This is a genomic window from uncultured Allobosea sp., from assembly GCF_945957345.1.
Taxonomy (GTDB): domain Bacteria; phylum Pseudomonadota; class Alphaproteobacteria; order Rhizobiales; family Beijerinckiaceae; genus Allobosea.
On record NZ_CAMFKW010000019.1, the window covers coordinates 63,266 to 84,324 of the forward strand.

General features: G+C 66.6%; 19 protein-coding genes and 1 tRNA gene. 6 read left to right on the forward strand and 14 right to left on the reverse strand.

Going from position 1 to position 21,059, the window contains the following annotated elements; translation table 11 throughout:
• Positions 1 to 44: 44 nt before the first annotated feature.
• On the reverse strand, positions 45 to 1,280 hold the full coding sequence (locus tag Q0Q36_RS11665) for a urate hydroxylase PuuD (RefSeq protein WP_293798302.1): 1,236 nt from the start codon (positions 1,278 to 1,280) through the stop codon (positions 45 to 47).
• 227 nt (positions 1,281 to 1,507) lie between these two features.
• Here Q0Q36_RS11665 and uraH point away from each other — a divergent pair, with 227 nt between their 5' ends.
• From uraH to Q0Q36_RS11680, 3 genes are all read left to right on the forward strand, one after another.
• Positions 1,508 to 1,861: a hydroxyisourate hydrolase gene (gene uraH / locus Q0Q36_RS11670; RefSeq protein WP_293798303.1), complete on the forward strand. Its 354-nt coding sequence runs from the start codon at positions 1,508 to 1,510 to the stop codon at positions 1,859 to 1,861.
• A 179-nt stretch (positions 1,862 to 2,040) separates the two neighbouring features.
• Positions 2,041 to 3,465 (forward strand): allantoinase PuuE, encoded by a 1,425-nt coding sequence (puuE, locus tag Q0Q36_RS11675; protein ID WP_293798305.1) that lies wholly within the window; start codon positions 2,041 to 2,043, stop codon positions 3,463 to 3,465.
• A 69-nt stretch (positions 3,466 to 3,534) separates the two neighbouring features.
• On the forward strand, positions 3,535 to 3,693 hold the full coding sequence (locus Q0Q36_RS11680) for a hypothetical protein (protein WP_293798307.1): 159 nt from the start codon (positions 3,535 to 3,537) through the stop codon (positions 3,691 to 3,693).
• Between the two features lie 139 nt (positions 3,694 to 3,832).
• Here the strand turns inward: Q0Q36_RS11680 and Q0Q36_RS11685 are convergent, their stop codons facing one another.
• Positions 3,833 to 5,254, reverse strand: a complete 1,422-nt coding sequence (locus tag Q0Q36_RS11685) for an SNF2-related protein (protein WP_293798309.1) — start codon at positions 5,252 to 5,254, stop codon at positions 3,833 to 3,835.
• Positions 5,255 to 5,542: 288 nt separating this feature from the next.
• Between Q0Q36_RS11685 and Q0Q36_RS11690 the strand changes: the two genes are divergently transcribed.
• Complete coding sequence (locus Q0Q36_RS11690; protein ID WP_293798311.1) at positions 5,543 to 6,931, forward strand: M20 family metallopeptidase; 1,389 nt, start codon at positions 5,543 to 5,545, stop codon at positions 6,929 to 6,931.
• A 4-nt stretch (positions 6,932 to 6,935) separates the two neighbouring features.
• Here the strand turns inward: Q0Q36_RS11690 and Q0Q36_RS11695 are convergent, their stop codons facing one another.
• From Q0Q36_RS11695 to Q0Q36_RS11710, 4 genes are all read right to left on the reverse strand, one after another.
• Entirely contained in the window at positions 6,936 to 7,193 is a 258-nt protein-coding gene (locus Q0Q36_RS11695; RefSeq protein ID WP_293798313.1) for a hypothetical protein, read from the reverse strand.
• A gap of 281 nt (positions 7,194 to 7,474) precedes the next feature.
• Positions 7,475 to 7,550 (reverse strand) — tRNA-Lys (locus Q0Q36_RS11700).
• A gap of 139 nt (positions 7,551 to 7,689) precedes the next feature.
• A complete protein-coding gene (locus tag Q0Q36_RS11705) occupies positions 7,690 to 8,937 on the reverse strand; it encodes a solute carrier family 23 protein (RefSeq protein WP_367187172.1) in 1,248 nt (415 codons plus the stop codon).
• Between the two features lie 358 nt (positions 8,938 to 9,295).
• Positions 9,296 to 10,858, reverse strand: a complete 1,563-nt coding sequence (locus Q0Q36_RS11710) for a 2-isopropylmalate synthase (protein WP_293798316.1) — start codon at positions 10,856 to 10,858, stop codon at positions 9,296 to 9,298.
• Between the two features lie 414 nt (positions 10,859 to 11,272).
• On the opposite strand from Q0Q36_RS11710, the gene Q0Q36_RS11715 reads away from it, so the two are divergent.
• On the forward strand, positions 11,273 to 11,914 hold the full coding sequence (locus tag Q0Q36_RS11715) for a YoaK family protein (RefSeq protein WP_293798317.1): 642 nt from the start codon (positions 11,273 to 11,275) through the stop codon (positions 11,912 to 11,914).
• Between the two features lie 65 nt (positions 11,915 to 11,979).
• Positions 11,980 to 12,324 (forward strand): hypothetical protein, encoded by a 345-nt coding sequence (locus Q0Q36_RS11720; RefSeq protein WP_293798319.1) that lies wholly within the window; start codon positions 11,980 to 11,982, stop codon positions 12,322 to 12,324.
• 136 nt (positions 12,325 to 12,460) lie between these two features.
• Here Q0Q36_RS11720 and Q0Q36_RS11725 read toward each other — a convergent pair whose 3' ends face one another.
• The 8 genes from Q0Q36_RS11725 to Q0Q36_RS11760 all read right to left on the reverse strand — a co-directional run.
• Positions 12,461 to 14,563, reverse strand: coding sequence for a M3 family metallopeptidase (locus Q0Q36_RS11725; RefSeq protein WP_293798321.1), 2,103 nt, complete (start codon positions 14,561 to 14,563; stop codon positions 12,461 to 12,463).
• A gap of 26 nt (positions 14,564 to 14,589) precedes the next feature.
• Positions 14,590 to 15,300: an NUDIX hydrolase gene (locus tag Q0Q36_RS11730; protein ID WP_293798323.1), complete on the reverse strand. Its 711-nt coding sequence runs from the start codon at positions 15,298 to 15,300 to the stop codon at positions 14,590 to 14,592.
• An 8-nt stretch (positions 15,301 to 15,308) separates the two neighbouring features.
• Positions 15,309 to 16,202: a PhzF family phenazine biosynthesis protein gene (locus Q0Q36_RS11735; RefSeq protein ID WP_293798325.1), complete on the reverse strand. Its 894-nt coding sequence runs from the start codon at positions 16,200 to 16,202 to the stop codon at positions 15,309 to 15,311.
• Between the two features lie 16 nt (positions 16,203 to 16,218).
• Positions 16,219 to 17,334 (reverse strand): endonuclease/exonuclease/phosphatase family protein, encoded by a 1,116-nt coding sequence (locus Q0Q36_RS11740; protein WP_293798326.1) that lies wholly within the window; start codon positions 17,332 to 17,334, stop codon positions 16,219 to 16,221.
• 10 nt (positions 17,335 to 17,344) lie between these two features.
• Positions 17,345 to 18,193, reverse strand: a complete 849-nt coding sequence (gene pdxY, locus Q0Q36_RS11745; protein ID WP_293798329.1) for a pyridoxal kinase PdxY — start codon at positions 18,191 to 18,193, stop codon at positions 17,345 to 17,347.
• Positions 18,194 to 18,297: 104 nt separating this feature from the next.
• A complete protein-coding gene (locus Q0Q36_RS11750; protein WP_293798330.1) occupies positions 18,298 to 19,377 on the reverse strand; it encodes a sensor histidine kinase in 1,080 nt (359 codons plus the stop codon).
• Positions 19,378 to 19,466: 89 nt separating this feature from the next.
• Positions 19,467 to 20,498: an ABC transporter substrate-binding protein gene (locus tag Q0Q36_RS11755; protein WP_293798331.1), complete on the reverse strand. Its 1,032-nt coding sequence runs from the start codon at positions 20,496 to 20,498 to the stop codon at positions 19,467 to 19,469.
• A 154-nt stretch (positions 20,499 to 20,652) separates the two neighbouring features.
• Positions 20,653 to 21,059, reverse strand: a 407-nt coding sequence (locus Q0Q36_RS11760; RefSeq protein ID WP_293798332.1) for an ABC transporter permease, incomplete at its 5' end; no start/stop codon positions are given.

Sequence of the window (21,059 nt, forward strand, 5' to 3'; positions counted from 1 at the left end):
GACGTGGATGCTCGCCACGAGGGCGAGCATGACGGCTCAGGGTTTCAGCGCGCCGCCGCCAGCCAGCCCGCCAGCACCTGCCGCTCGGCCGGCGTCATCCCCGAGAGATTGTTCGGCGGCATCGCGTGGGTCATCACGGCCTGCGTCCGGATGGCACGGGCATGGATCGCGATCTGCTCCGGCTCATGCAGCAGCACGCCCTTCGGCGCGATCTGGATGCCCGGCCAGGACGGTTCCGGCGCATGGCACATGGCGCAGCGCCCTGACACGATATTCGCGACCTGGGTCGGCGGCAGCGTCATTCCTGCCGGCAAGATGGTCTTGCCCGCCTCGCTCGCCTTGAGGCCGAGCTGCTCGCGCCCGCCCGGCGAGGACGACATCGCGACCCAGAAGGCGAGCCATAGCGCCAGGATCGCCACCGCCCAGCACCACCAGGGCGACTTGGCGTGATCGACATGGCGGATGTTGAAGAAATGCCGGATCAGTGCCCCGGCCACGATCACCAGCGCCACCAGCAGCGGGATCACCGTCGAATTGGCATAGGTCACCGGATAATGGTTCGACAGCATCAGGAACAGCACCGGCAGGGTGATGTAGTTGTTATGCGTCGAGCGCTGCTTGGCGGCCTTGCCGTATTTCGGGTCGGGCTTCTCGCCGGCGACCAGCGCGGCGATCACCTTCCGCTGGCCGGGCATGATGTTGAAGAAGACATTGGCGGTCATGATCGTCGCCATCAGCGCGCCTGTATGGATCAGCGCGCCGCGTCCCGAGAAGACATGGGCGAAGGCCCAGCTCGCCGCGACGACATAGCCGAATCCGACGAGGCCGAGCCACACGTCATGCTTGCCGAGCGGCGACTTGCAGAGCAGGTCATAGATCAGCCAGCCGATCACCAGCGCCGCGATGCCGATCGCGCCTGCAGCGAAGGGCGAGAGCTGCATCACCGCCGGGTCGATCAGATAGAGCTCCGACTGGGCGTAATAGACCCAGACCAGCAGGAAGAAGCCGGAGATCCAGGTCCAGTAGCTCTGCCATTTGTGCCAGGTCAGCTCGGCCGGCATCACGGCCGGCGCGACCATGTATTTGCGCATCTCGTAGAAGCCGCCGCCATGGACCTGCCAGGCGCGCCCGCCGGTGCCGGGTGGAATATCCGGCGCCGCCTTCAGCGAGGCATCGAGATGGATGAAGAAGAACGAGGCGCCGATCCAGGCGATCGCCGTGATGACATGGAGCCAGCGCAGCATCATGCCGCCCCATTCCATCAGGTAGGCTTCGAGCATGGCGCTGTGCTCCGCGAGGACTGGTGGCCTTCCCGAATCCGGACGATGCGGCGTCGGCAATGCGAAGCTACCCTGCTTTCGCCGCCGCCGAAATCGCCTCACCAGCCCGCGTCGATTGACATCCGGGAACATGATCTTATCGCAAAAGCCAATATTCACCGACGCGACCGGCGCTCTACACTGGCCGAAAGCAGGCTCGGCCGGGACCGGCGCCCTCAGGAGACCGGATGGGACATCTTTCGACGCATGTGCTCGACACGGTCAACGGCCGCCCCGGCGCCGGCATCGCGGTGACGCTGGACCGGCTCGAAGCCGATGGTTCGCGCAAGCGGCTGGCCGAGGCCGTGACCAATACCGATGGCCGTACCGACGCTCCGCTCCTGTCGGGCACACTGGTGCCCGGTACCTATGAACTGACCTTCGCGATCGGCGCCTATTTCCGGGGCCTCGGCAACGCTGTTCCGAAGCCTGCCTTCCTCGATCTCGTCCCCGTCCGTTTCGGCATCGCCGAGCCGGAGGGCCGCTATCACGTCCCGCTCCTGGCCTCGCCCTGGAGCTATTCCACCTATCGCGGCAGCTAAAGGCTTGCACAGTACCGGTGGAAACACACCCGTCATTCCGGACAAGCCGCGTAGCGGCGCCGATCCGGAATCCATCGTAAGGCTCCGGCGTTCTATGATGGATTCCGGGTCAAGCCCGGAATGACGGTAGATTTTTTGGAAGCCCGCACGCTTCAGGACTGAACGAAAAGAGCGGTTTCATGACCCAGACCTCCTACCCCCGCGACATGAAGGGCTACGGCCGCGCGGCGCCGCATCCGCATTGGCCGGGCGAGGCCCGCATCGCCGTCCAGTTCGTGATCAATTACGAGGAAGGCGGCGAGAACTGCATCCTCCATGGCGACGCCGCCTCCGAGGCCTTCCTCTCCGAGATCGTCGGCGCCGCGCCCTGGCCGGGCCAGCGCCACATGAACATGGAGTCGATCTACGAATACGGCTCCCGCGCCGGCTATTGGCGGCTCTGGCGGATGTTCACCGAGCGGAACATGCCGGTCACCGTCTTCGCCGTCGCCAGCGCGCTCGCCCGCTATCCCGAGATCGTCGGCTCGATGCAGGAGGCCGGCTGGGAGATCGCGACCCACGGCCTGAAATGGATCGACTATCGCGATACGCCCAGGGAGCGCGAGCGCGCCGATATCCTCGAAGCGATCCGCATCCAGACCGAGCTCACCGGCGAGCGTCCGCTCGGCTGCTACCAGGGCCGCACCTCCGAGAACACCATTCCCCTGACGATGGAGGAAGGCGGCTTCCTCTACACGGCCGATGTCTATGCCGACGAACTGCCCTATTGGCTCAGCAGTCCGAAGGGGCCGCAGCTCGCCGTGCCCTACACGCTCGACGCCAACGACATGCGCTTCGCCACGCAGCAGGGCTTCAACACCGGCGAGCAGTTCTTCACCTATCTCAAGGACTCCTTCGATACGCTCTATGCCGAGGGCGAGACCGCGCCGAAGATGATGTCGATCGGCCTGCATTGCCGCCTCGTCGGCCGGCCGGGCCGCGCTGCCGCGCTCGCCCGCTTCCTCGACTATGTGCAGAGCCATGACCGGGTCTGGGTCGCGACAAGGCTCGACATCGCCCGCCATTGGGTCAGGACACAGCCACCGGCTGGCGGCTACGTGCCCTCGAAGCTGCCGAAGGCGCTCTTCACCGAGGTCTTCGGCCGCGTCTGGGAGCATTCGCCCTGGATCGCCGACGCGACCCATGATGCCGGCATCGGCGCAAGCCACGACACGGCGGAACGCCTGCACACGGCGATGGTTGCGGCCATGCGCAGGGGTACGCCGGAGCAGCAGAAATCCCTGCTGACCGCCCATCCCGACCTCGCCGGCAAGCTCGCGGCGGCAGGCGAGCTCACGCCGGAATCGACGCAGGAGCAGGCCGGCGCCGGGCTCGACCGCCTGACCAGCGACGAGCGCGTCCGCTTCACCGCCTTGAACGAAGCCTACAAAACCCGCTTCGGCATCCCCTTCATCATGGCTGTGAAGGGCGCGACCAAGGCCCAGATCCTCGCCGCCTTCGACGCGCGCTTGAAGAACACGCCCGAGCAGGAAACCGCGGCGGCGCTGGCCGAGGTCGAGAAGATCGCGCTGTTCCGGCTGAAGGACCTGCTGCCGGCGGGCTGAGCCGGGCCAAACCGGAACCCTCCTTCGATCGCGACGTTGATGCGACGCTATCGAGGAGGGCTTCTTTTCGTGTTCCGCCTGCTTCTGATCATCATCGTGCTGGTCGTCGGCTACGACGCGGTCGTCCATCAGGGCGCCTATACGCGCGACGCCTGGAACAGCATCGTCCGGCTGACCAGTTCATCGGTCGAGGGCGCCAAGGAGTTGGGCGAGCGTACGCGCAACTGATGCCCGGAATTCACAGCCTCGGTAATATGCACGGTCATCCCGGACGCAGCGAAGCGAAGATCCGGGATCCATTCCGGACCCCCAAACGGAAGCGTTCCGGAATGGATCCGGGTCAAGCCCGGGATGACGATGTGTTTCTTCACCTGCCGGCGAGAATCTGTGCCGCCGCCCGCCCCTCGACGATCCCGGCGATCGCCTCCAGCATCCGGGTGTCGTCTCCGGCGAGCCCTTCCATCGCCGCCATGCGCTGGATCACCGTGCCTGCGATCGCCTCCTCCACCGTATCTTCGGCATAGGCGTAGAAGATCGTCGCGTGCTGGCCGTCGCGATGGCAGCGGCCCTCGATCTGCTGGAGCTGGATCGCGCTGTGACGCATGTCGTGGATGACGAGCGCCCGCTCGCGCTCGCCGCCCGGCATCTCGCCGCGATGCAGCGAGATCGACTCGGTGACGGTGAAGATCACCGCGTCGAGCTGGCCGGTCTGGAATGCGATGCGCGTCTCCTCGTTCTGCGCGCCCGAGCGCTCGCCGTTGATCTCGGCCGTGCGCCAGCCGCGCCCCCGCAGAGTCTCGGCGAGTATCGCGCTGGTCTCGAGGAAGGCGACGGAGATCGCGATCTGCTCGTCATTGCCCAGCAGGTCCTCGCAGAAATCGGCCGTTCCGGGGATGCGGAGCAAGCTGGCCTTCTGCCGGAAGCGCAGATCGGCGGCCCAGCCCTGCGGCTTGCGGGTCGAGCCCCCGGCCAGTCCCAACTCCCTTCGAAACTCGCGCCAGGTCGCATCGTAGAGCTTGCGCGCCGCCGTATCGAGCGCGACCGGTGCCAACTCACGCTGCACCTCCGGCCATCCCGCGATCTCCTCCGGCCGGCGGCGCAGGCCGATCGCGTTCGGACCGCGATAAAGCAGGTCGGCCATCGCCTTCCGGTCGGCCTCGTTCGGCTCCCAGCTCCAGTTCTTCCAGCGCCCCTTGGCCCTGCCGATCTTCAATCGCTTCATCAGCCCGCGAAACCCATCGAGGTCGGCAGTGAGCATGCCCACCGCCTTGGCCAGCAGCGGCGCCAGATAGGAGAGTTCATGCGGCGATTGCCCGGCCGTCGCACTCATATAGATCGTGAAATCGGCCGCTTCCGCCATCTGCCGGCAGACCAGCCCCTGCTGCGAATTGGGATTGCGGATGCGATGCGCCTCGTCGATCACGACCAGCGGCCAGACGCGCTTCGGCCGGCCATGCTTGGCGATCTCGTTGTTCTTCGCCCGCGTCGAGCGCTTCTTGCTGTCGGCGACAGGCGCGAGCAGCGATTTCGTCTTCTCGAAATTCATCAGCGTCACGCGCTTGGCTGGCAGGCCGGACAGCGCCATGGTCCGCCGCCATTGCGGGATCGCGCCCTTCGGGCAGATCACCAGCACCTCCTCCTCCGGCATCGCCGACAAGGCGAGCCAGGCCGAAAGCGTCTTGCCGAGGCCGGTGAGGTCCCCCAGCAGGAAGCCGGCCGCGCCCTTCCCCCGCGCCGCCAGGATGGCGTCGCGCGCGGCGAGCTGGTGCGGATGCGGGATCATGGTCATGAGAACAAGGACTACATTGGGAAGCACGACGTATCGACAAAACCTCACGCCGTCATCCCGGACAAGCCGCGAAGCGGCGCCGATCCGGGATCCATGCCTGAACCTCTATCGTCCGCGTTCCGGAATGGATCCCGGGTCTCGCTGCGCTCGCCCGGGATGACCCGTGTGGGGTTCAAACCACGACACTGTCCCGCCCGGCAGGCATGACGCGCCCGGCTCTCTTGGCACTGGCGTTCGCTTCCGTCCACCGGCACTGTGCCTGCCATCGATTGGGGAGACCACGAGACCATGACCCGTGCGCAGGCGATCGCGAAAGCCCAGGACTATTTCGATTCCGGCCGGATGAAGAGCGATCTCGGCCGCCTCGTCGCGATGCCCACCGAAAGCCAGAACCCGGACCGCGCCCCGGTGCTGGGCGAGTATCTCGACAAGGAGATGCAGCCCCTGCTCGAATCGCTCGGCTTCACCTGCCGCATCCTGACCCATGCCGAGGCGCGCGGCCCCTTCCTCTATGCCGAGCGCATCGAGGACGCCGCCCTGCCGACCATCCTCGGCTACGGCCATGGCGACGTCATCCGCGGCCTCGACGTGCAATGGAGCGACGGCCTCTCGCCCTGGAAGCTCGTTGAGCGCGACGGCCGCTGGTATGGCCGCGGCGTCGTCGACAACAAGGGCCAGCACCTCATCAACATCAACGGCCTGCGCGCCGTGCTGGAGACGCGCGGCAAGCTCGGCTTCAACGCCAAGTACCTGATCGAGATGGGCGAGGAATCCGGCTCGCCGGGCCTGCGCGAGCTCTGCGAGGACGAGGCCGAACTGCTCAAGGCCGATATCCTGATCGCCTCGGACGGGCCGCGCCTCAATGCCGAGCGCCCGACCGTCTTCCTTGGCGCTCGCGGCGTCATCACCTTCGACCTGCAGATCACGGCGCGCGAAGGCGGCCATCATTCCGGCAACTGGGGCGGCATCCTCTCCGATCCGGCGATCCAGCTCGCCCATGCCATCGCCTCGATCACCTCGCCCACCGGCCAGATCCGCATCCATGAATGGGTGCCGAAGGAGCTGCCGGATGGCGTGCGTCGCGCGCTGGCTGATTGCGAGATCGACGGCGGCCCGGCCGGCCCGACCATCGACCCGAACTGGGGCGAGCCCGGCCTCTCTCCGGCCGAGCAGGTCTTCGGCTGGTGCTCCTTCGACGTGCTGGCGATGAAGTCCGGCGTGCCTGAGACTCCCGTCAATGCCGTGCCACCCAGCGCCTGGGCCCGCGTCGCCCTGCGCTTCGTCGTCGGCATCGATCCGCGCGACGTCGCACCGGCGCTGCGCCGCCATCTCGACCGCCATGGCTTCGACATGGTCGAGATCATCATGCCCGGCACCGAACGCTTCGGCGCGACGCGGCTCGACCCCGACGATGCCTGGGTCCGCTTCACAGTCGCTTCGATCGCCGAGAGCACCGGCAAGAAGCCGGCACTGCTGCCCAATCTCGGCGGTTCCCTGCCGAACGACATCTTCGCCGAAATCCTGAAGCTGCGTACGATCTGGGTGCCGCATTCCTATCCCGGCTGCTCGCAGCACGCCCCTGACGAGCACCTACCGGCCGCCATCGCCCGCGAAGGGCTCGTCGCCATGGCTGGGCTCTACTGGGATATCGGCTCCGGCAACGCGCCGAAGCTCTGATCCCCTATTCCTGCGGCTGGCGCGGATCGCGCGCCGGCGGCAGATCGATCGGCGTCGCCGGAGGACCTTCCGGCGGCGCATTCGGCGGCAATTCCGGCGGCGGCTCGGTCGGGATACCCTGCGGCGCCTCGTCCGGCGGCGATTCGACGGGAGGGGCCGGCGGAACCTCCCCCGGCGTCAGCGGCGGCGCCTCGGGCGGCGGATTCGGGATGGCCGGCGTGTTACCGGGGGCGGCCGCAAGGCCGTGATCGAGTTGCATCATGCGAAACCTGTCCTTTCGGACAGGAACGCCCGAGCCGCCGAAAGGCTCCCACCTGCTCAGGGAAGCGCTTCGAGCCCAGCCGGCACGCATGGTTGCCCAAACCGCCACCAGCGAAGCCTCAGCATCGCCAACCGCGAAGAGCAGCTGACTCTTAATCAGCGGGTCGAGCCCTGTGCGACCTTACGACTTTACGACACGCAAAAGGGCGCGATATTCGCGCCCTACTCCGGCGACCAAACTCGGCCACCGCATTCAACCATCTGATTTCAAAGGAGAGGTCGTGGTGGGTGATGTAGGGCTCGAACCTACGACCCGCTGATTAAGAGTCAGCTGCTCTACCAACTGAGCTAATCACCCATACGCCACGAAGCGTCGCCGGTCAGCGGCGTTGGCCGCGTCAGGCAGGGGGCGTGTAGCAAAGGCCCCGCCCCCTGTCCACCCATCTGTGACAGATTTTTCAAACGCGGCGAAAAAGGCTTCGCCGCGCTGTGGATTGTCAGGCCGTACGGCGGTTCAGCACGTGATAAAGCACGATCGCGCCGAATGTCGCGGTGCCGATTCCACCGAGCTCATAGCCAAAGATCGGCAGCTTCAGGTCGCCGGCGCCGAGAATCAGCGCGGTCGCGACCGTGATCAGGTTCTTCGGCTCGGAGAAATCGACCTTGTTCTCGACCCAGATCCGGCCGGCAGTCGCGGCGATCAGGCCGAAGACCACGACCGCGAGGCCGCCGAGCACCGCGACAGGGATCGTGCCGATCACCGCGCCGAACTTGGGTGAGAAGCCGAGCAGCAGCGCGATCACGCCGGCCGCGACGAAGACGAGCGTCGAATAGACCCGCGTCACCGCCATCACGCCCATGTTCTCGGCATAGGTGGTGACGCCCGTGCCGCCGCCCGAACCCGCGATCATGGTGCCGAGACCATCAGCGAAGAAGCCGCGGCCGATCAGGTGATCGAAATTGCGCCCGGTCATCACCGAGATGCCTTTGATATGGCCGAGATTCTCGGCGACCAAAATGATCGCCACCGGCACGATCAGCGTCATCGCCTTGGCGTCGAAGACCGGCGAGACGAAATGCGGCAGACCGAACCAGGCGGCAGCGCCGATCTTGCCGAAATCGATCGTCGGGGCGCCGAAGCTCGACGCGGTCAGCGCGTAGAGGATGTAGGCCGCAAGCCCGCCGATCAGCACCGGCAGGCGCTGCGGAAGCCCGCGCCCGTAGACCGCGACCAGCGCCACGGAGACGACCGTGAACAGGGCGATCCATTTCGTATAGGGGCTGGCCGAGATCATGCTGATCGCGACGGAGGTCAGGTTGAGACCGATCGCCGCGACGACGGCGCCGGTCACGACCGGCGGCAGCAGCTTCTCGATCCAGGCCGTGCCGACGCCCTGCACGATCAGGCCGATCACGGCATAGACGGCGCCGCAGGCGATGATGCCGCCGAGCGCGACCGCGATATTCGGGTTGGGGCCGGAACCGGCATAGCCGGTCGCGGCGATGACGACGCCGATGAAGGCGAAGGAGGAGCCGAGATAGCTCGGCAGCTGCCCGCGGGTGATCACGAAGAACAGCAGCGTCGCGATCCCTGAGAAGAAGATCGCGACATTGGGGTCGAAGCCCATCAGCACCGGCGCCAGCACCGTCGAGCCGAACATGGCGACGACATGCTGCAAGCCGGCGATGACCGTCTGGCCGGTCGGCAGCCGCTCGTCCGGCAGCACGGCGCCGGAGGTTTTCATTGTCCAGTTCGGAAAATAGCCCATCGGCATCGCGCTCCCCAGGGTCGCCGGGGGAGCGACCGCACCGGACGTGCAGATGAGAGCAAAAACCGAGCCGGCGCCAGATCACGCCAGCGTCATCCACCGGAATCAAGCGCGGTCAGCGTGTTGGCAGCAGCGCTGCCATCCCGTGCGCGCTGCGGCGCGTAGTGCCGCTGCGCGCACGGGACCGTTCTCAGGAAGAGGCGCCCTTTTTGGAGGCCGCGAGGAAGCGCGCCTTACGCGTCGCGCGGTCCCGTGTCTGCGCCGCAGCGTTTCACGCTGCAGCGCGCACGGGATGACACGCTTCCCTTGAGAGCGCCTCTCGACGCCTTGCGTCTTACTCCGCCGCCTGCGCGTGCAGGCGTCCGCCGCGGGCGATCAGCTTGTTCAGCGCGGCGAGATAGGCCTTGGTCGAGGCGACCAGCGTGTCCGGATCGGCGCCGCGCCCGGTCACCGACGAGCCGTCCCGCGAGAGACGCACGGTTACCTCGGCCTGCGCGTCTGTGCCCTCGGTCACGGCATGGACATCGTAGAGCTCCAGCGACACCTCATGCGGCACGATCGTCTTGATCGCGTTGAAGATCGCGTCGATCGGCCCGTTGCCCTCGACCTCTTCCGTGACGTGCTTGCCGTCGACATCGAGCTTCATCGTGGCGCGCTGCGGGCCGCGCGTGCCGGCGATCACCGTCAGCGATTCCAGCTTGATGCGGTCATGGGCGGTCGCGATGTTCTCGTCGACCAGCGCCTCGATGTCCTCGTCGTAGACATGCTTCTTGCGGTCGGCCAGCGCCTTGAAGCGGGTGAAGGCGTCCTCGAGCTGGTTGTCGCCCAGTTCGTAGCCCATTTCCTTCAGCTTCGAGCGGAAGGCGGCGCGGCCGGAATGCTTGCCCATCACCAGCGAGGTCTTGGTCACGCCGACCGATTCCGGCGTCATGATCTCGTAGGTGGTGTTGTTCTTCAGCATACCGTCCTGATGGATGCCGCTCTCATGCGCGAAGGCATTCCTGCCGACGATCGCCTTGTTGTACTGCACCGGGAAGGAGCAGGCGGTCGAGACGGCCTTGGAGATGCGCATCAACTGCGTCGCGTCGATGCCGGTATCGTAAGGCATCGCGTCGCCGCGCACGCGCAGCGCCATCACGATCTCCTCCAGCGCGGCATTGCCGGCGCGCTCGCCGATGCCGTTGACCGTGCACTCGACCTGCCTGACACCGCCCTCGATCGCCGCCAGCGAGTTGGCGACGGCCAGGCCCAGGTCGTTATGGCAATGCGCCGAGAAGGTCGCCTTGTCGGCATTCGGCACGCGCTCGCGCACCGCCTTGAACATGGCGCGATACTCGTCCGGCGTGGCGTAGCCCACGGTATCGGGCAGGTTGATCGTGGTCGCGCCGGCCCGGATCGCCGCCTCGACCGTGCGGCAGAGATAGTCGATCGGCGTGCGAGTCGCGTCCATCGCCGACCATTCGACATCCTCGACCAGGTTGCGCGCCTGCGTCACCGTCGCAGTGATGATCTCCAGCACCTGCTCCTGCGTCTTGCGCATCTGGTGCTCCAGATGGATCGGCGAGGTCGAGACGAAGGTGTGGATGCGCGGCTTCACCGCATGGCGCACGGCCTCGCCGGCCCGGGCGATATCGGCGCTGATGGCGCGGGCCAGGCCCGCAACGGTCGCGCGCTTCAGGCGGCGGGCGATCTCGGATACCGCCTCGAAATCGCCATCGGACGCAATCGGGAAGCCGGCCTCGATGATGTCGACGCCCATCGCATCGAGCGCGTCGGCGATCTCCAGCTTCTCCTCGAAGGTCATGGTGGCGCCGGGGCACTGCTCGCCGTCGCGCAAGGTGGTGTCGAAGATCAGGACGCGGTCTTTGGAGGAGCCGGACTGGGTCGGGTTGGTCATGGTTCTGCTTCCGGGTGTCGGCGCGCCGCGGAATTTTTGGGAAAGCGGGCGCTAAGGTTTTCTGTCGGCGGTTCTCGTAACTCCCCTGAGCGCCCAGGCAGCATGCCCGGCCGGCCCTCAGGGGCAGCTAAGGAGAAGAAGGCCAAGAAGCGAGAACGGAGCGCGGGCGCGCATGCCGACGACCTGCGCAGCGGCGCAGTCCTTCGTCAGGTCATGGCGGGCGGTCGAAACCACGGGCGTTCCTCAAATCGACGGGACAGGATGTAACCGAAGCACGGGGTTCAGCGCAAGCATATGTCGCATGCTTAATTGAAATAAGAACAGACGCCTTCTGTGAATTAGGATGGCGGTGCGCGATTCGGCCGGGGTCGCGCGCCACTGAATGCCGGCCTGAATCGCCGGAGCGCCGCGCCCATGATGCGCTATGACCGCCCTGTCATCGGCCTCGCCTTCTGCCTGTCGGGCCTTGCCGGCTTCGTCGACGCGCTCGGCTTCCTCAGCCTTGGCGGCTTCTTCGTCTCCTTCATGAGCGGCAACACCACCCGCTTCGCCATCGAGCTTGCGGGCCGCCATGCCGGCGGCATCCTGCTCGCCGTGACGATCCTCGGGCTCTTCGTCCTCGGCGTGGTCGGCGGCTCCCTCGCAGGCCATTTCGCCGGGCGCCAACGCAAGGCGGCGGTGCTGGGCTTCGTCACGCTGGCCCTGCTGATCTCGGCCGGCCTCGATTCGATCGGCTTCGGCATGGCCGGCGCCGGCGTGCTCGCCATGGCGATGGGCGCCGAGAACAGCGTCTTCCAGCGCGACGGCGAGGTCACGATCGGGCTGACCTACATGACCGGCACGCTGGTGAAGATGGGCCAGCGCATCGCCGGCGCCCTGCTCGGCGGGCCGAAGCTCGCCTTCCTGCGCCATTTCGTACTCTGGCTCGGCCTGCTCAGCGGCGCGATTGCCGGTGCGGTCGCTCACAGCCGGATCGGGCTCGATGCGATCTGGCTGGCGGCCGGTGCCGCGGCCCTCTTCACCTTCGTCGCTCTGTTCATGCCGGAGCGCGATTGAGCGGCGGCTTTGCCGCGCCGGAGGAATCGGTCATGTTTCGCGCACGATCAGCCGGAGCTTCCCCGATGCGCGCCTCAACCGTCCTCGTCCCGGCCTTTGCCGCGCTCCTGCTTTCCGCCTGCCAGACGCCGTCCGGCGGCCCGCCCCCTGCCCCACCGCCCTCGCAGGCCGCGCCCGGCGTGACGCCGAACACCTTCCACATGCCGACGGGCACGGGCTGCTCCGGCGAGGTCGAGCGCTTCCAGGCGGTGATCGACAACGATCTCGACACCGGCCACACCACCAAGAGCGTGCATGACCGGGTCAGCGGCGAGATTTCGCGTGCCCGCTCGGCCTGTTCTGCCGGAAACGATGCCGGCGCGATCGGCCAGATCCGCGCGACCAAGGCGAAGTTCGGTTATCCCAGCTAAATCCTTCTCCCCTTCGGGGAGAAGGTGGCCCGGCGTAGCCGGGTCGGATGAGGGAAGACCGGGTGAGACGCAGTCAAGACTGCCCTCATCCGTCTGCTTCGCAGACACCTTCTCACCCGAGGGGAGAAGGAATTCCCTACGCCGCCAGCCCGCGCTTCTCCAGCAGCGCATCCGGCGTCGGCAGGCGGCCACGGAACAGCGTGTAGGCCTCGGCCGCATCGCGAACATCGCCGGCCGAATAGATGTAGCGCTTCAGCTTCTCCGCCACGGCCGGCGAGAACACGTCGCCGGTCTCGGTGAAGGCGTTGAAGGCGTCGGCATCCATCACCTCCGACCAGAGATAGCTGTAATAGCCCGCCGAATAGCCATCGCCCGAGAAGACATGGGTGAAATGCGGCGTGCGGTGTCGCATCGTGATCTCTGAGGGCATGCCGATGCGCGCGAGCTCCGCCGCCTCGAAGGCGAGCGGATCGACCTCCGCCGGGGCCTCCAGCGAATGGAAGGCGAGGTCGACCAGCGCCGAGGAGGTGTACTCCACCGTGGCGAAACCCTGGTTGAAGGTCTGGGCCTTCTCGATCTTCTCGATCAGCGCTTCCGGGATCGGCTCGCCATTCTCGGCATGGTGGCAATATTCCCGCATCACCTCGCGGGTCAGGAACCAATGCTCGTAGAGCTGCGAGGGCAGTTCGACGAAATCACGCGCGACTGAAGTGCCCGCCAGCGAGCCATAGGTCACGTCCGAGAGCAGGCCGTGCAGAGCGTGGCCGAATTCGTGGAACAGCGTGCGCGCATCGTCGAGCGAGAGCAGCGCCGGCTTGCCTTCGGCGGGCTTCGCGAAATTGCAGACATTGACGATGATCGGCCGGGTCTCACCGTCGAGCTTGCGCTGGCCACGAAACGCGCTCATCCACGCGCCGGAGCGCTTCGACGGCCGGGCGAAGTAATCGCCGACGAACAGGCCGATATGGCGCCCGCTCGCGCGCTCCGTCACCTCGAAGATGCGCACGTCGGGGTGATAGCCCCGAAGCTCCGGCCGCTCCGCGAAAGACAGCCCGAACAGCTTGCCGGCAACGTCGAAAGCCGCCTGCCGGACGCGGTCGAGCTGGAGATATTGCTTCAGCACGGCCTCATCGAGCGCATAGGTCTTCTGCCGAACCTTCTCGGCATAATGGCGCCAGTCCCAGGGGCGGATCGGGCCGTTCTCGCCTTCGCTCTGCGCCAGCGCCGCAAGATCGGCGGCCTCGCGCGCCGCGCGCGCCTTCGCCGGCTTCCAAACCAACTCCAAGAGCCCGCGCACATGCTCCGGCGTCTTCGCCATGGCGTCGTCGAGCTTGAAATGCGCAAAGGTCGGATAACCTAGGAGCTTCGCCTTCTCGGCCCTGAGCTTCACCATCTCCGCGACGATCGCCCGGTTGTCGCTTTCGCCACCATTCTCGCCGCGCTTGCTCCAGGCGATAAAGGCCTCCTCGCGCAGGTCGCGACGGGTCGAGAAGGTCAGGAAGGGTTCGATGATCGAGCGCGACAGCGTCACCGCGTGCTGGCCGGGCTTGCCGCGATCAGCGCCGGCGCGCGCCATCGCCGCCTTCACGAAGTCCGGCAGGCCGGCGAGGCCCGCCTCGTCTTCGATGAACAGCGCGTAGGACGATTCATCCTTCAGCACGTTCTGGCTGAACTGCGTGCCGAGCCCCGCCAGCCTCTCGTTGATCGCGGCAAGGCGCTTCTTGTCCTCGGCATTGAGCTTCGCGCCGGAGCGGATGAAGCCCTTGTAGCTGCGCTCCAGCAGGCGCGCCTGCTCCGGGTTCAGGCCGAGCGCATCGCGCCGGGTATTGACCGCATCGACGCGGGCGAACAGCCCCTCGTCCATCATGATCGCCGACCAGTGCCGCGAGGTGATCGGCGACATCTCGCGCTCGATCGCCTGCAAGGCCTCGTTCGTATCGGCGCCGGTGAGGTTGTAGAACACGCCGCCGACCCGGCTGAGTGCCCGCCCTGCCCGCTCCAGCGCCTCGATCGTGTTGGCGAAATCGGGCGCAGCCTTGTCGGCCACGATCGCCGCGATCTCGGCCTTGTGCTTGGCGAGCGCCGCCTCGAAGGCCGGGCGGATATGCTCCGGCTTGATCGCCGCGAAGGGCGGCAGCCGGAACGGCGTCTCCCAGCGCGTGGCGAAGGGGTTCTCCGCCGGCAACGCAAGAGCCTCGGGATAATTGGCTTCGGGACAGGCGGTCTCGGCGGAGCTCATCGGGTCACTTTCGCGGAACGGGCAGATCACTCGCCGTCGAACATATGTGCGAGATAGCGGCGCATGAAGGGCGGCATGTCGTGCTTTTCGGTATCAGTGAGGTCGCGCACGATGACGATGTCGGAAAGCTCCTCCTCCTTGAGATGCTTCATCCGCTCCAGCATTAATGCCCGCGCCTCGTCGGCAGGAAGATCGATGCGGACCTCGCGCATGAAGGCGATGCGACCCTGCTCGACCAGCGCCGTCCAACCCTCGCCAACCTGAAGCTCCTCGACGCGCAGCCCGGTCTCCTCGCCGAGTTCGCGGGTGACGCTGCCGGCAAGATCGAGCGTGCCGTCGGGGCGTGCGTCGTCGCGGTCGGGCGTGCCGGCGGCGAAATAGACCTTGCCGGCATTGGCGGTGTGGTCGCCCATCTTGCCGCAGAGAAAGGCGCCGTCATTGGCCCTGAGCGCCGCCATCGCGAAACCGTTGCGAACGATCGGACCGGGATAGCCGACATCGCGCCAGGTCAGGAAAGCCGCGTAATCGGTCTCGAAATAGCCGGCCTCGAACACCCCATCATGGATCGCGGCGTGATGCTGGAGCATGACGCGACCATTGAACATCGCCGGTTTGTCGACGCTGATCTCCGCCCAATGCGCCGCGATCAGCGCGGTGTTCTCGCGCGCGAAGGCCCAGTCATAGGCCTCGATCCTGGCATCGACCCGCGACAGCCGAATGATCGTGCTGTTCTCCACGCCATTTGTCACAGCAGCACGCCCTCGCTGACCACGACAGCTGACCCGCCGATCCGCGCCGAGACCAGCGCTCCATCGCGCACGCTCAGCTCCAGCGTGATCTGCGACGGCCGTCCCATCTCGTAGCCCTGCTCGATGACGAGGCGGTGGTCCCCGTCCCCGGGCTTGTCATAGGCCATGACCGCGCCGGCGAAGGCGGCCGCGGCGCCACCGGTCGCCGGATCCTCCTCGATGCCGGCCCCCGGCCAGAACATCCGCGCATGAAAATCGTGGCCAGGCTCGGTGGTCTCGCGGGTGTAAAGGAAGGCCCCGCCGTGGCCGAAGGCTGCGGACCAATGCCCGCGTTCGAGACGCGCCCGGCCGATCGCCTCGCCACTGGCCACCGGAACGCAATGAAACGGCACGCCCCCGCTGAAGAGCGTCGGCACATGCGCCCCGAAGCCGACATCGCCAGCCTGAAGCCCAAGCGCCGCCGCGATAGCAGCGGGCGTCCCGGTCTCACCCGCGCGCTCCGGCAGGCGCGGCAGCGTGAAGGTAGCATGCCCGGCATGGCTGCCCTTGATCGAGACGGCGCAGGAGACCAGCCCGACCTTCTCCTCCAGCACCAGCATGTCGGCGGGCCTGCCCTCGGCCTCGTCGGTCAGCGCCAGCCAGACCGCGGTCCCGACCGTCGGATGACCGGCAAAGGGCAGCTCCCCGCCAGGCGTGAAGATGCGAACGGAGGCGCGATGTTCGGCCTTCTCGGGCGGCGCGACGAAGACCGTCTCGGACAGGTTGAACTCCCGGGCGATGGCCTGCATCGCCTCGGTATCGAGCCCCTCGGACTGGAGCACGACCGCCAGCGGATTGCCGGCATGGCGGCGCGTGGTGAAGACGTCGAGTGTGACGAAGCGGCGTTTCATCGATGCGTCCTTGGGATCAGCCTGCGGGGATGTCGAGATCGATGGCGAGCGGGCAATGGTCGGAGGCCTTGGGCCGGTCCCAGCCGACGCGGGGGTAGCGGTCCGCGCAGGTCGCGAGCTTCGCCATCGAGCGGTCCGGCTCGCGCGGATCGAGCGGCACGCGATACGGCAGGCCGCGCCGGATCATCTGCATGGCGGGCCTTGGATTGGCTGCAGCCAGCGACGGCGAGAGCAGGATGCGGTCGAGCGGCATATGGCTGTCAACCAACCTCTCCTCGCTCTCCGACCAGTAGCGCCGGAAATGCGTCCAGCGCTCATGCACCGGCAGCATCTCCATCGGATCGACGGCGAAATCGTCGAGCAGGGGCTCGATGCCGCTGGCGCCCTCGTCGACGATCTTGGCGCGCGGGCCGAGTCCGTGACGATAGCCGTTGAGATCGCCCAGCACGATCCAGTTCGCCTCGCGCCAGCCGCCGCCAAAGCGCTGCTGGATCAGCCAGCGCACCGCCCGCGCCTCGGCCCGGCGCACCGGCAGCGTGACGGCGCGCCCGTCCTCACGACCATTGTTCATCGACTTGAAATGGCAGCCGAACAGGCTGAGCCGTCGCCCATTCAGGCTCAGCTCGACCTCCAGGCAGTCGCGGGCAAAGACCTTGCCATGCGGCCCGATGCCGGACAGGGCGAGCTCGCGGTCATGCAAGCCAGCCTGCGCAAAGGTCAGGTCCTTGTGCGAGCGCACCGTGACCTGCCCCGGCCCGAACAGATCGCGCCGGGCGGCGAAGCCGATATCGATGTTGCGGCGGTCATTGCCGTCGACCAGCGTGAAATGGCCATAGCGATGGTCGGCGATGCGATGGACGTAATTCGCAAAGAAGGCCTGCAGGCTGGCGAGTGAGTCGACCTCCTGCAGCATCCAGAGATCGGCGCCAGCCTCGGCGATGGCGAGCGCCGTCATCTGGCGCTTGTCGTCCTCCAGCGCGACCGCGAGCGAGCGCTCCACCGCGTCGCGCTCGTCCGCGCGCGGGAAATGGAACAGCGACATCGCGGCGTCCGTCTCGGCCCGCCCGCCAGCCTCGAAGCGATGCCGCGTCAGCAGGTTCTCGACATTGAAGGTGCCGACGCGCAGCTTCATCGCGACGCGCTCAGATCGCCTGCGGCTCGAAGACCTGCGAGGGCGTAACGAACTCGTCCTGCGCCGCGACCGTCAGGATCTCGCGCGAGCCCGCCTCCTTCGTCCGCTTCAGCAAGCCATAGATCGACGACGCGGCTTTCGAGAGCGCAGCCGCCGCCGATTCCTCGCGCAGGTAATGGGTGAAGAACAAGGCCGCGATCGCATCGCCGGCGCCATTGACGCTGACATCGAGCTTCGGCGTACGCACCCGCCAGGTGCCTTTCGCATCGGCCGCCATCAGGTCGATCGAGTCGCCCGGTGTTTCCTCGGTCACGAGCGAGGTCACCATCACGACCTTCGGGCCGGCGTCGCGCAGGGCCTCGACCGCGCGATGGGCATCGGCGATCGTCTTGATCTCGACATCGGTCAGCAATTCCAGCTCGAACTGGTTCGGCGTCACGATATCCGCGGCCGGCACAGCCTGCTCGCGCATGAATTCCGGGATCCCCGGCCGCACGAAGACGCCGCGGCCGACATCGCCGATCACGGGATCGCAGCAATACAGCGCCTTGGGGTTGGCGGCGCGCACCTTTTCGACGGCCGAAAGGATGGCATGGCCGATATCGGCCGAGCCCATATAGCCGGAGATCACGCCGTCGCAGGTGGCGAGCACGCCGCGCTCGGCGATGCCTTCCATGACTTCGTCGATCATGCCGCCGTCGAAGACGCGGCCCTTCCAGCTACCGTAGCCCGTATGGTTCGAGAACTGCACCGTATGGATCGGCCAGACATCGACGCCGAGCCGCTGCATCGGAAAGGTCGCGGAGGCGTTGCCCACATGGCCATAGGCGACATGGGACTGGATCGAGAGAATGTTCATGGTCCGAAGCGATACCCCGTTCGCGGTGGGACCGCGAACCTAACGGCTCCCGCGCGGGGCGCAAATCGAAAGCGGTGAAGAGACCGATCGCTCGCGCAGAGCCGCTACTCGCGCGGCGCGATATTGGCCATCGTGGTGGTCAGGACATAGCGCAGGCCTTCAGGCCGGTAGTCCAGTTCGACCTCGCCCTGGAATTTCTGCGCCATGACACGCTCGACCAGGCGGGAGCCGAAACCCTGCCGCCGTGGCTTCTCGACCGCTGGCCCGCCGCGCTCGATCCATTCGAAGCGGAAGGCATCCTCGCTCTGCGGCCGGCCGACGGACCAGCGGATCGCGACCTCTCCGCTCTCGACCGAAAGCGCGCCGTATTTCACGGCATTGGTCGCGAGCTCGTTGGCGGCGAGCGCCAGCGTCATCGCCTGGTCGGCTGCCAGTTGCAGCGGCGGCCCCTCGACGCTGATCGTGCCGATATCCGAGCGATGCGGCGCCAGGGCCCCGTCGATCACGGCGCGGATCGGCGCGCTGCTCCAGCTCGACCGGGTCAGGATGCTGTGCGCCTCGCCGAGCGTCGCGATGCGGTCGCCGAGGATCGATTGCGCCTCCTCCAGCGTCTCGGCCGAGCGGAAGGTCTGGCTCGCGATGGCGGCGATCATCGCCAGCGTATTCTTCATGCGATGGGCGAGCTCGGCATTGAGCAGGCGCCCATTGCGCTCCGCCTCCATCTTGCCGGTCATCTCGATCACGGTGTCGATCATGCCGAGCACCCGGCCGTTCTCGTCGCGGATCGGGCTGTAGCAGAAGGTGAACCAAGCCTCTTCCGGATGCCCATAGCGGTCGATGGTGAGCGGGAAATCCTCGATGAAGGTCGCCTCGCCCGCGAGCGCCTTGTCGACGAGCGGCCCGATCTCGTCCCAGACCTCGGCCCAGACCTCGCGGAACGAGCGGCCGAGCGCGCGAGGCTTGTCGCCGAGGATCGGCCGGAAGGCATCGTTATGGATCGTGATCAGGTCCGCGCCCCAGACGATGCATTTGGGAAAGCGCGAATTGACCATCATGCCAACGGCGATCTTCAGCGCGGCGGGCCAGCCGGCGATCGGCCCGAGCGCCGTGGAACCCCAGTCATGCTCGCGGATGGCAGCGGCCATGTCGCCGCCGCCATCCAGAAAGGCTGTTTCGCCGCTCACGTTGTTCCCCCAGCGCGAATCGGCGCAGCATGCACGGAACGCAGAACGGGCGCGACGTCAAAAGACAGGCGCCACGCCAGCGCCCACAATCAGGAGCCGGAAGCCGCCTTCTTGGCGAAGCTGTCGATGAAGGTCTTCGACAGGTCGACATTCGAATTGGTCAGCTCGGGATCGAGCAGTTTGAGCGAATCGTACATGCTCTTCATCGCGTCGGGCGTCGCGATGCCGGTGCGCGAATAGCTCTCCTGCGAGTTCTTGACCGCGCGGATATAGAGCGGCTTGTCGCCAAGCAGGAACTCTTCCGGCACGAGATCCGCGACATCCTCGGGCTTCGCCGTCTCCAGCCATTTCAGCGACTTCATGAAGGCGTTGACGAGCTTCTGGGTCGTGACCGGGTTCTTCTCGGCGAAGTCGTTCTTGAGATAGAGCACGGCCGCCGGGTTCGAGCCGCCGAACAGGGCCTTGGTGCCGGCCTCGGTGCGCGTATCGATCAGCGAGACGATGTCGCCATCGGCCTCCAGCTTCGAGGTCACGGGATCGAGATGCGAGATCACGTCGACCTGCTTCTGCTTGATCGCCGCGACCGCGCTCGCACCGGCGCCGACGCCGATGATCGCGGCATCCGTCGCCTTGAGGCCCGCCTTGACCATGGCGTATTGCGCGGTCAGCGCCGTCGAGGAGCCGGGCGCGGTGACGCCGATCTTGAGACCCTTGAAGTCTGCGGCGGACTTGACCTTGTCGGCGAGGTCCTTGCGCACGGCGATGGTGATCGCCGGGAAGCGCCCGAGCTCGATCACGGCGCGGATATCCTGGCCCTTGGCCTGCATGCGGATCGTGTGCTCATAGGCACCGGTCACGACATCGACCGAGCCGCCGACCAGCGCCTGCAGCGACTTGGCACCGCCGCCGAAATCGTTGATCTCGACATCCAGCCCCTGCTCCTTGAAGAAGCCCTTCTTCTCCGCAACCGTCAGCGGGAGGTAGTACAGGAGCTGCTTGCCGCCGACCCCGAGGGTCAGCTTCGGCTTCTCGGCATTCTGGGCGAGCGCGGCATGTGGGGCGGCGCCGAGTGCGGTCGAAAGGGCGAGCGCAGCCAGCGCGCCGCGGCGGGTGAACTTCATGGCGAAACCTCCGGTTGAATGGAAAGGCGCTTCTGCGGGGCGCGTTCGGTGGGGACGATAGGCGAGATCGGTGGAAGCGGGCAACTCCGCTGCGTCATCCCGTACGCGCTGCGGCGCGTAGTGCCGCTGCGCAGATGCGGAATGACCGCCCCTATCATGCCGTCGTGGTCGAGCTCTGCGCCGGCCGCCAGACCAGAAGCCGCTTCTCGATCATCGTCACCAGCGCGTCGATGGCGATGACGAAGATCGCCAGAATCAGCATGCCCGCGAACACGCCGGTGACGTCGAAGACGCTCTCGGCCTCGTGGATCTTGTAACCGAGCCCGGCCGAGGATCCGAGATATTCGCCGACGACAGCGCCGACCAGCGCGAAGCCGACCGAGGTATGGAGCGAGGAGAACATCCAGGTCAGGGCCGACGGCCAGTAGACATGCCTGAAGAGCTGGCGCTCGTTCATGCCGAGCATGCGGGCATTGGCCAGGATCGTCGGCGAGACCTCGCGGACGCCCTGGTAGACGTTGAAGAACACGATGAAGAAGACGAGCGTGAAGCCGAGCGCCA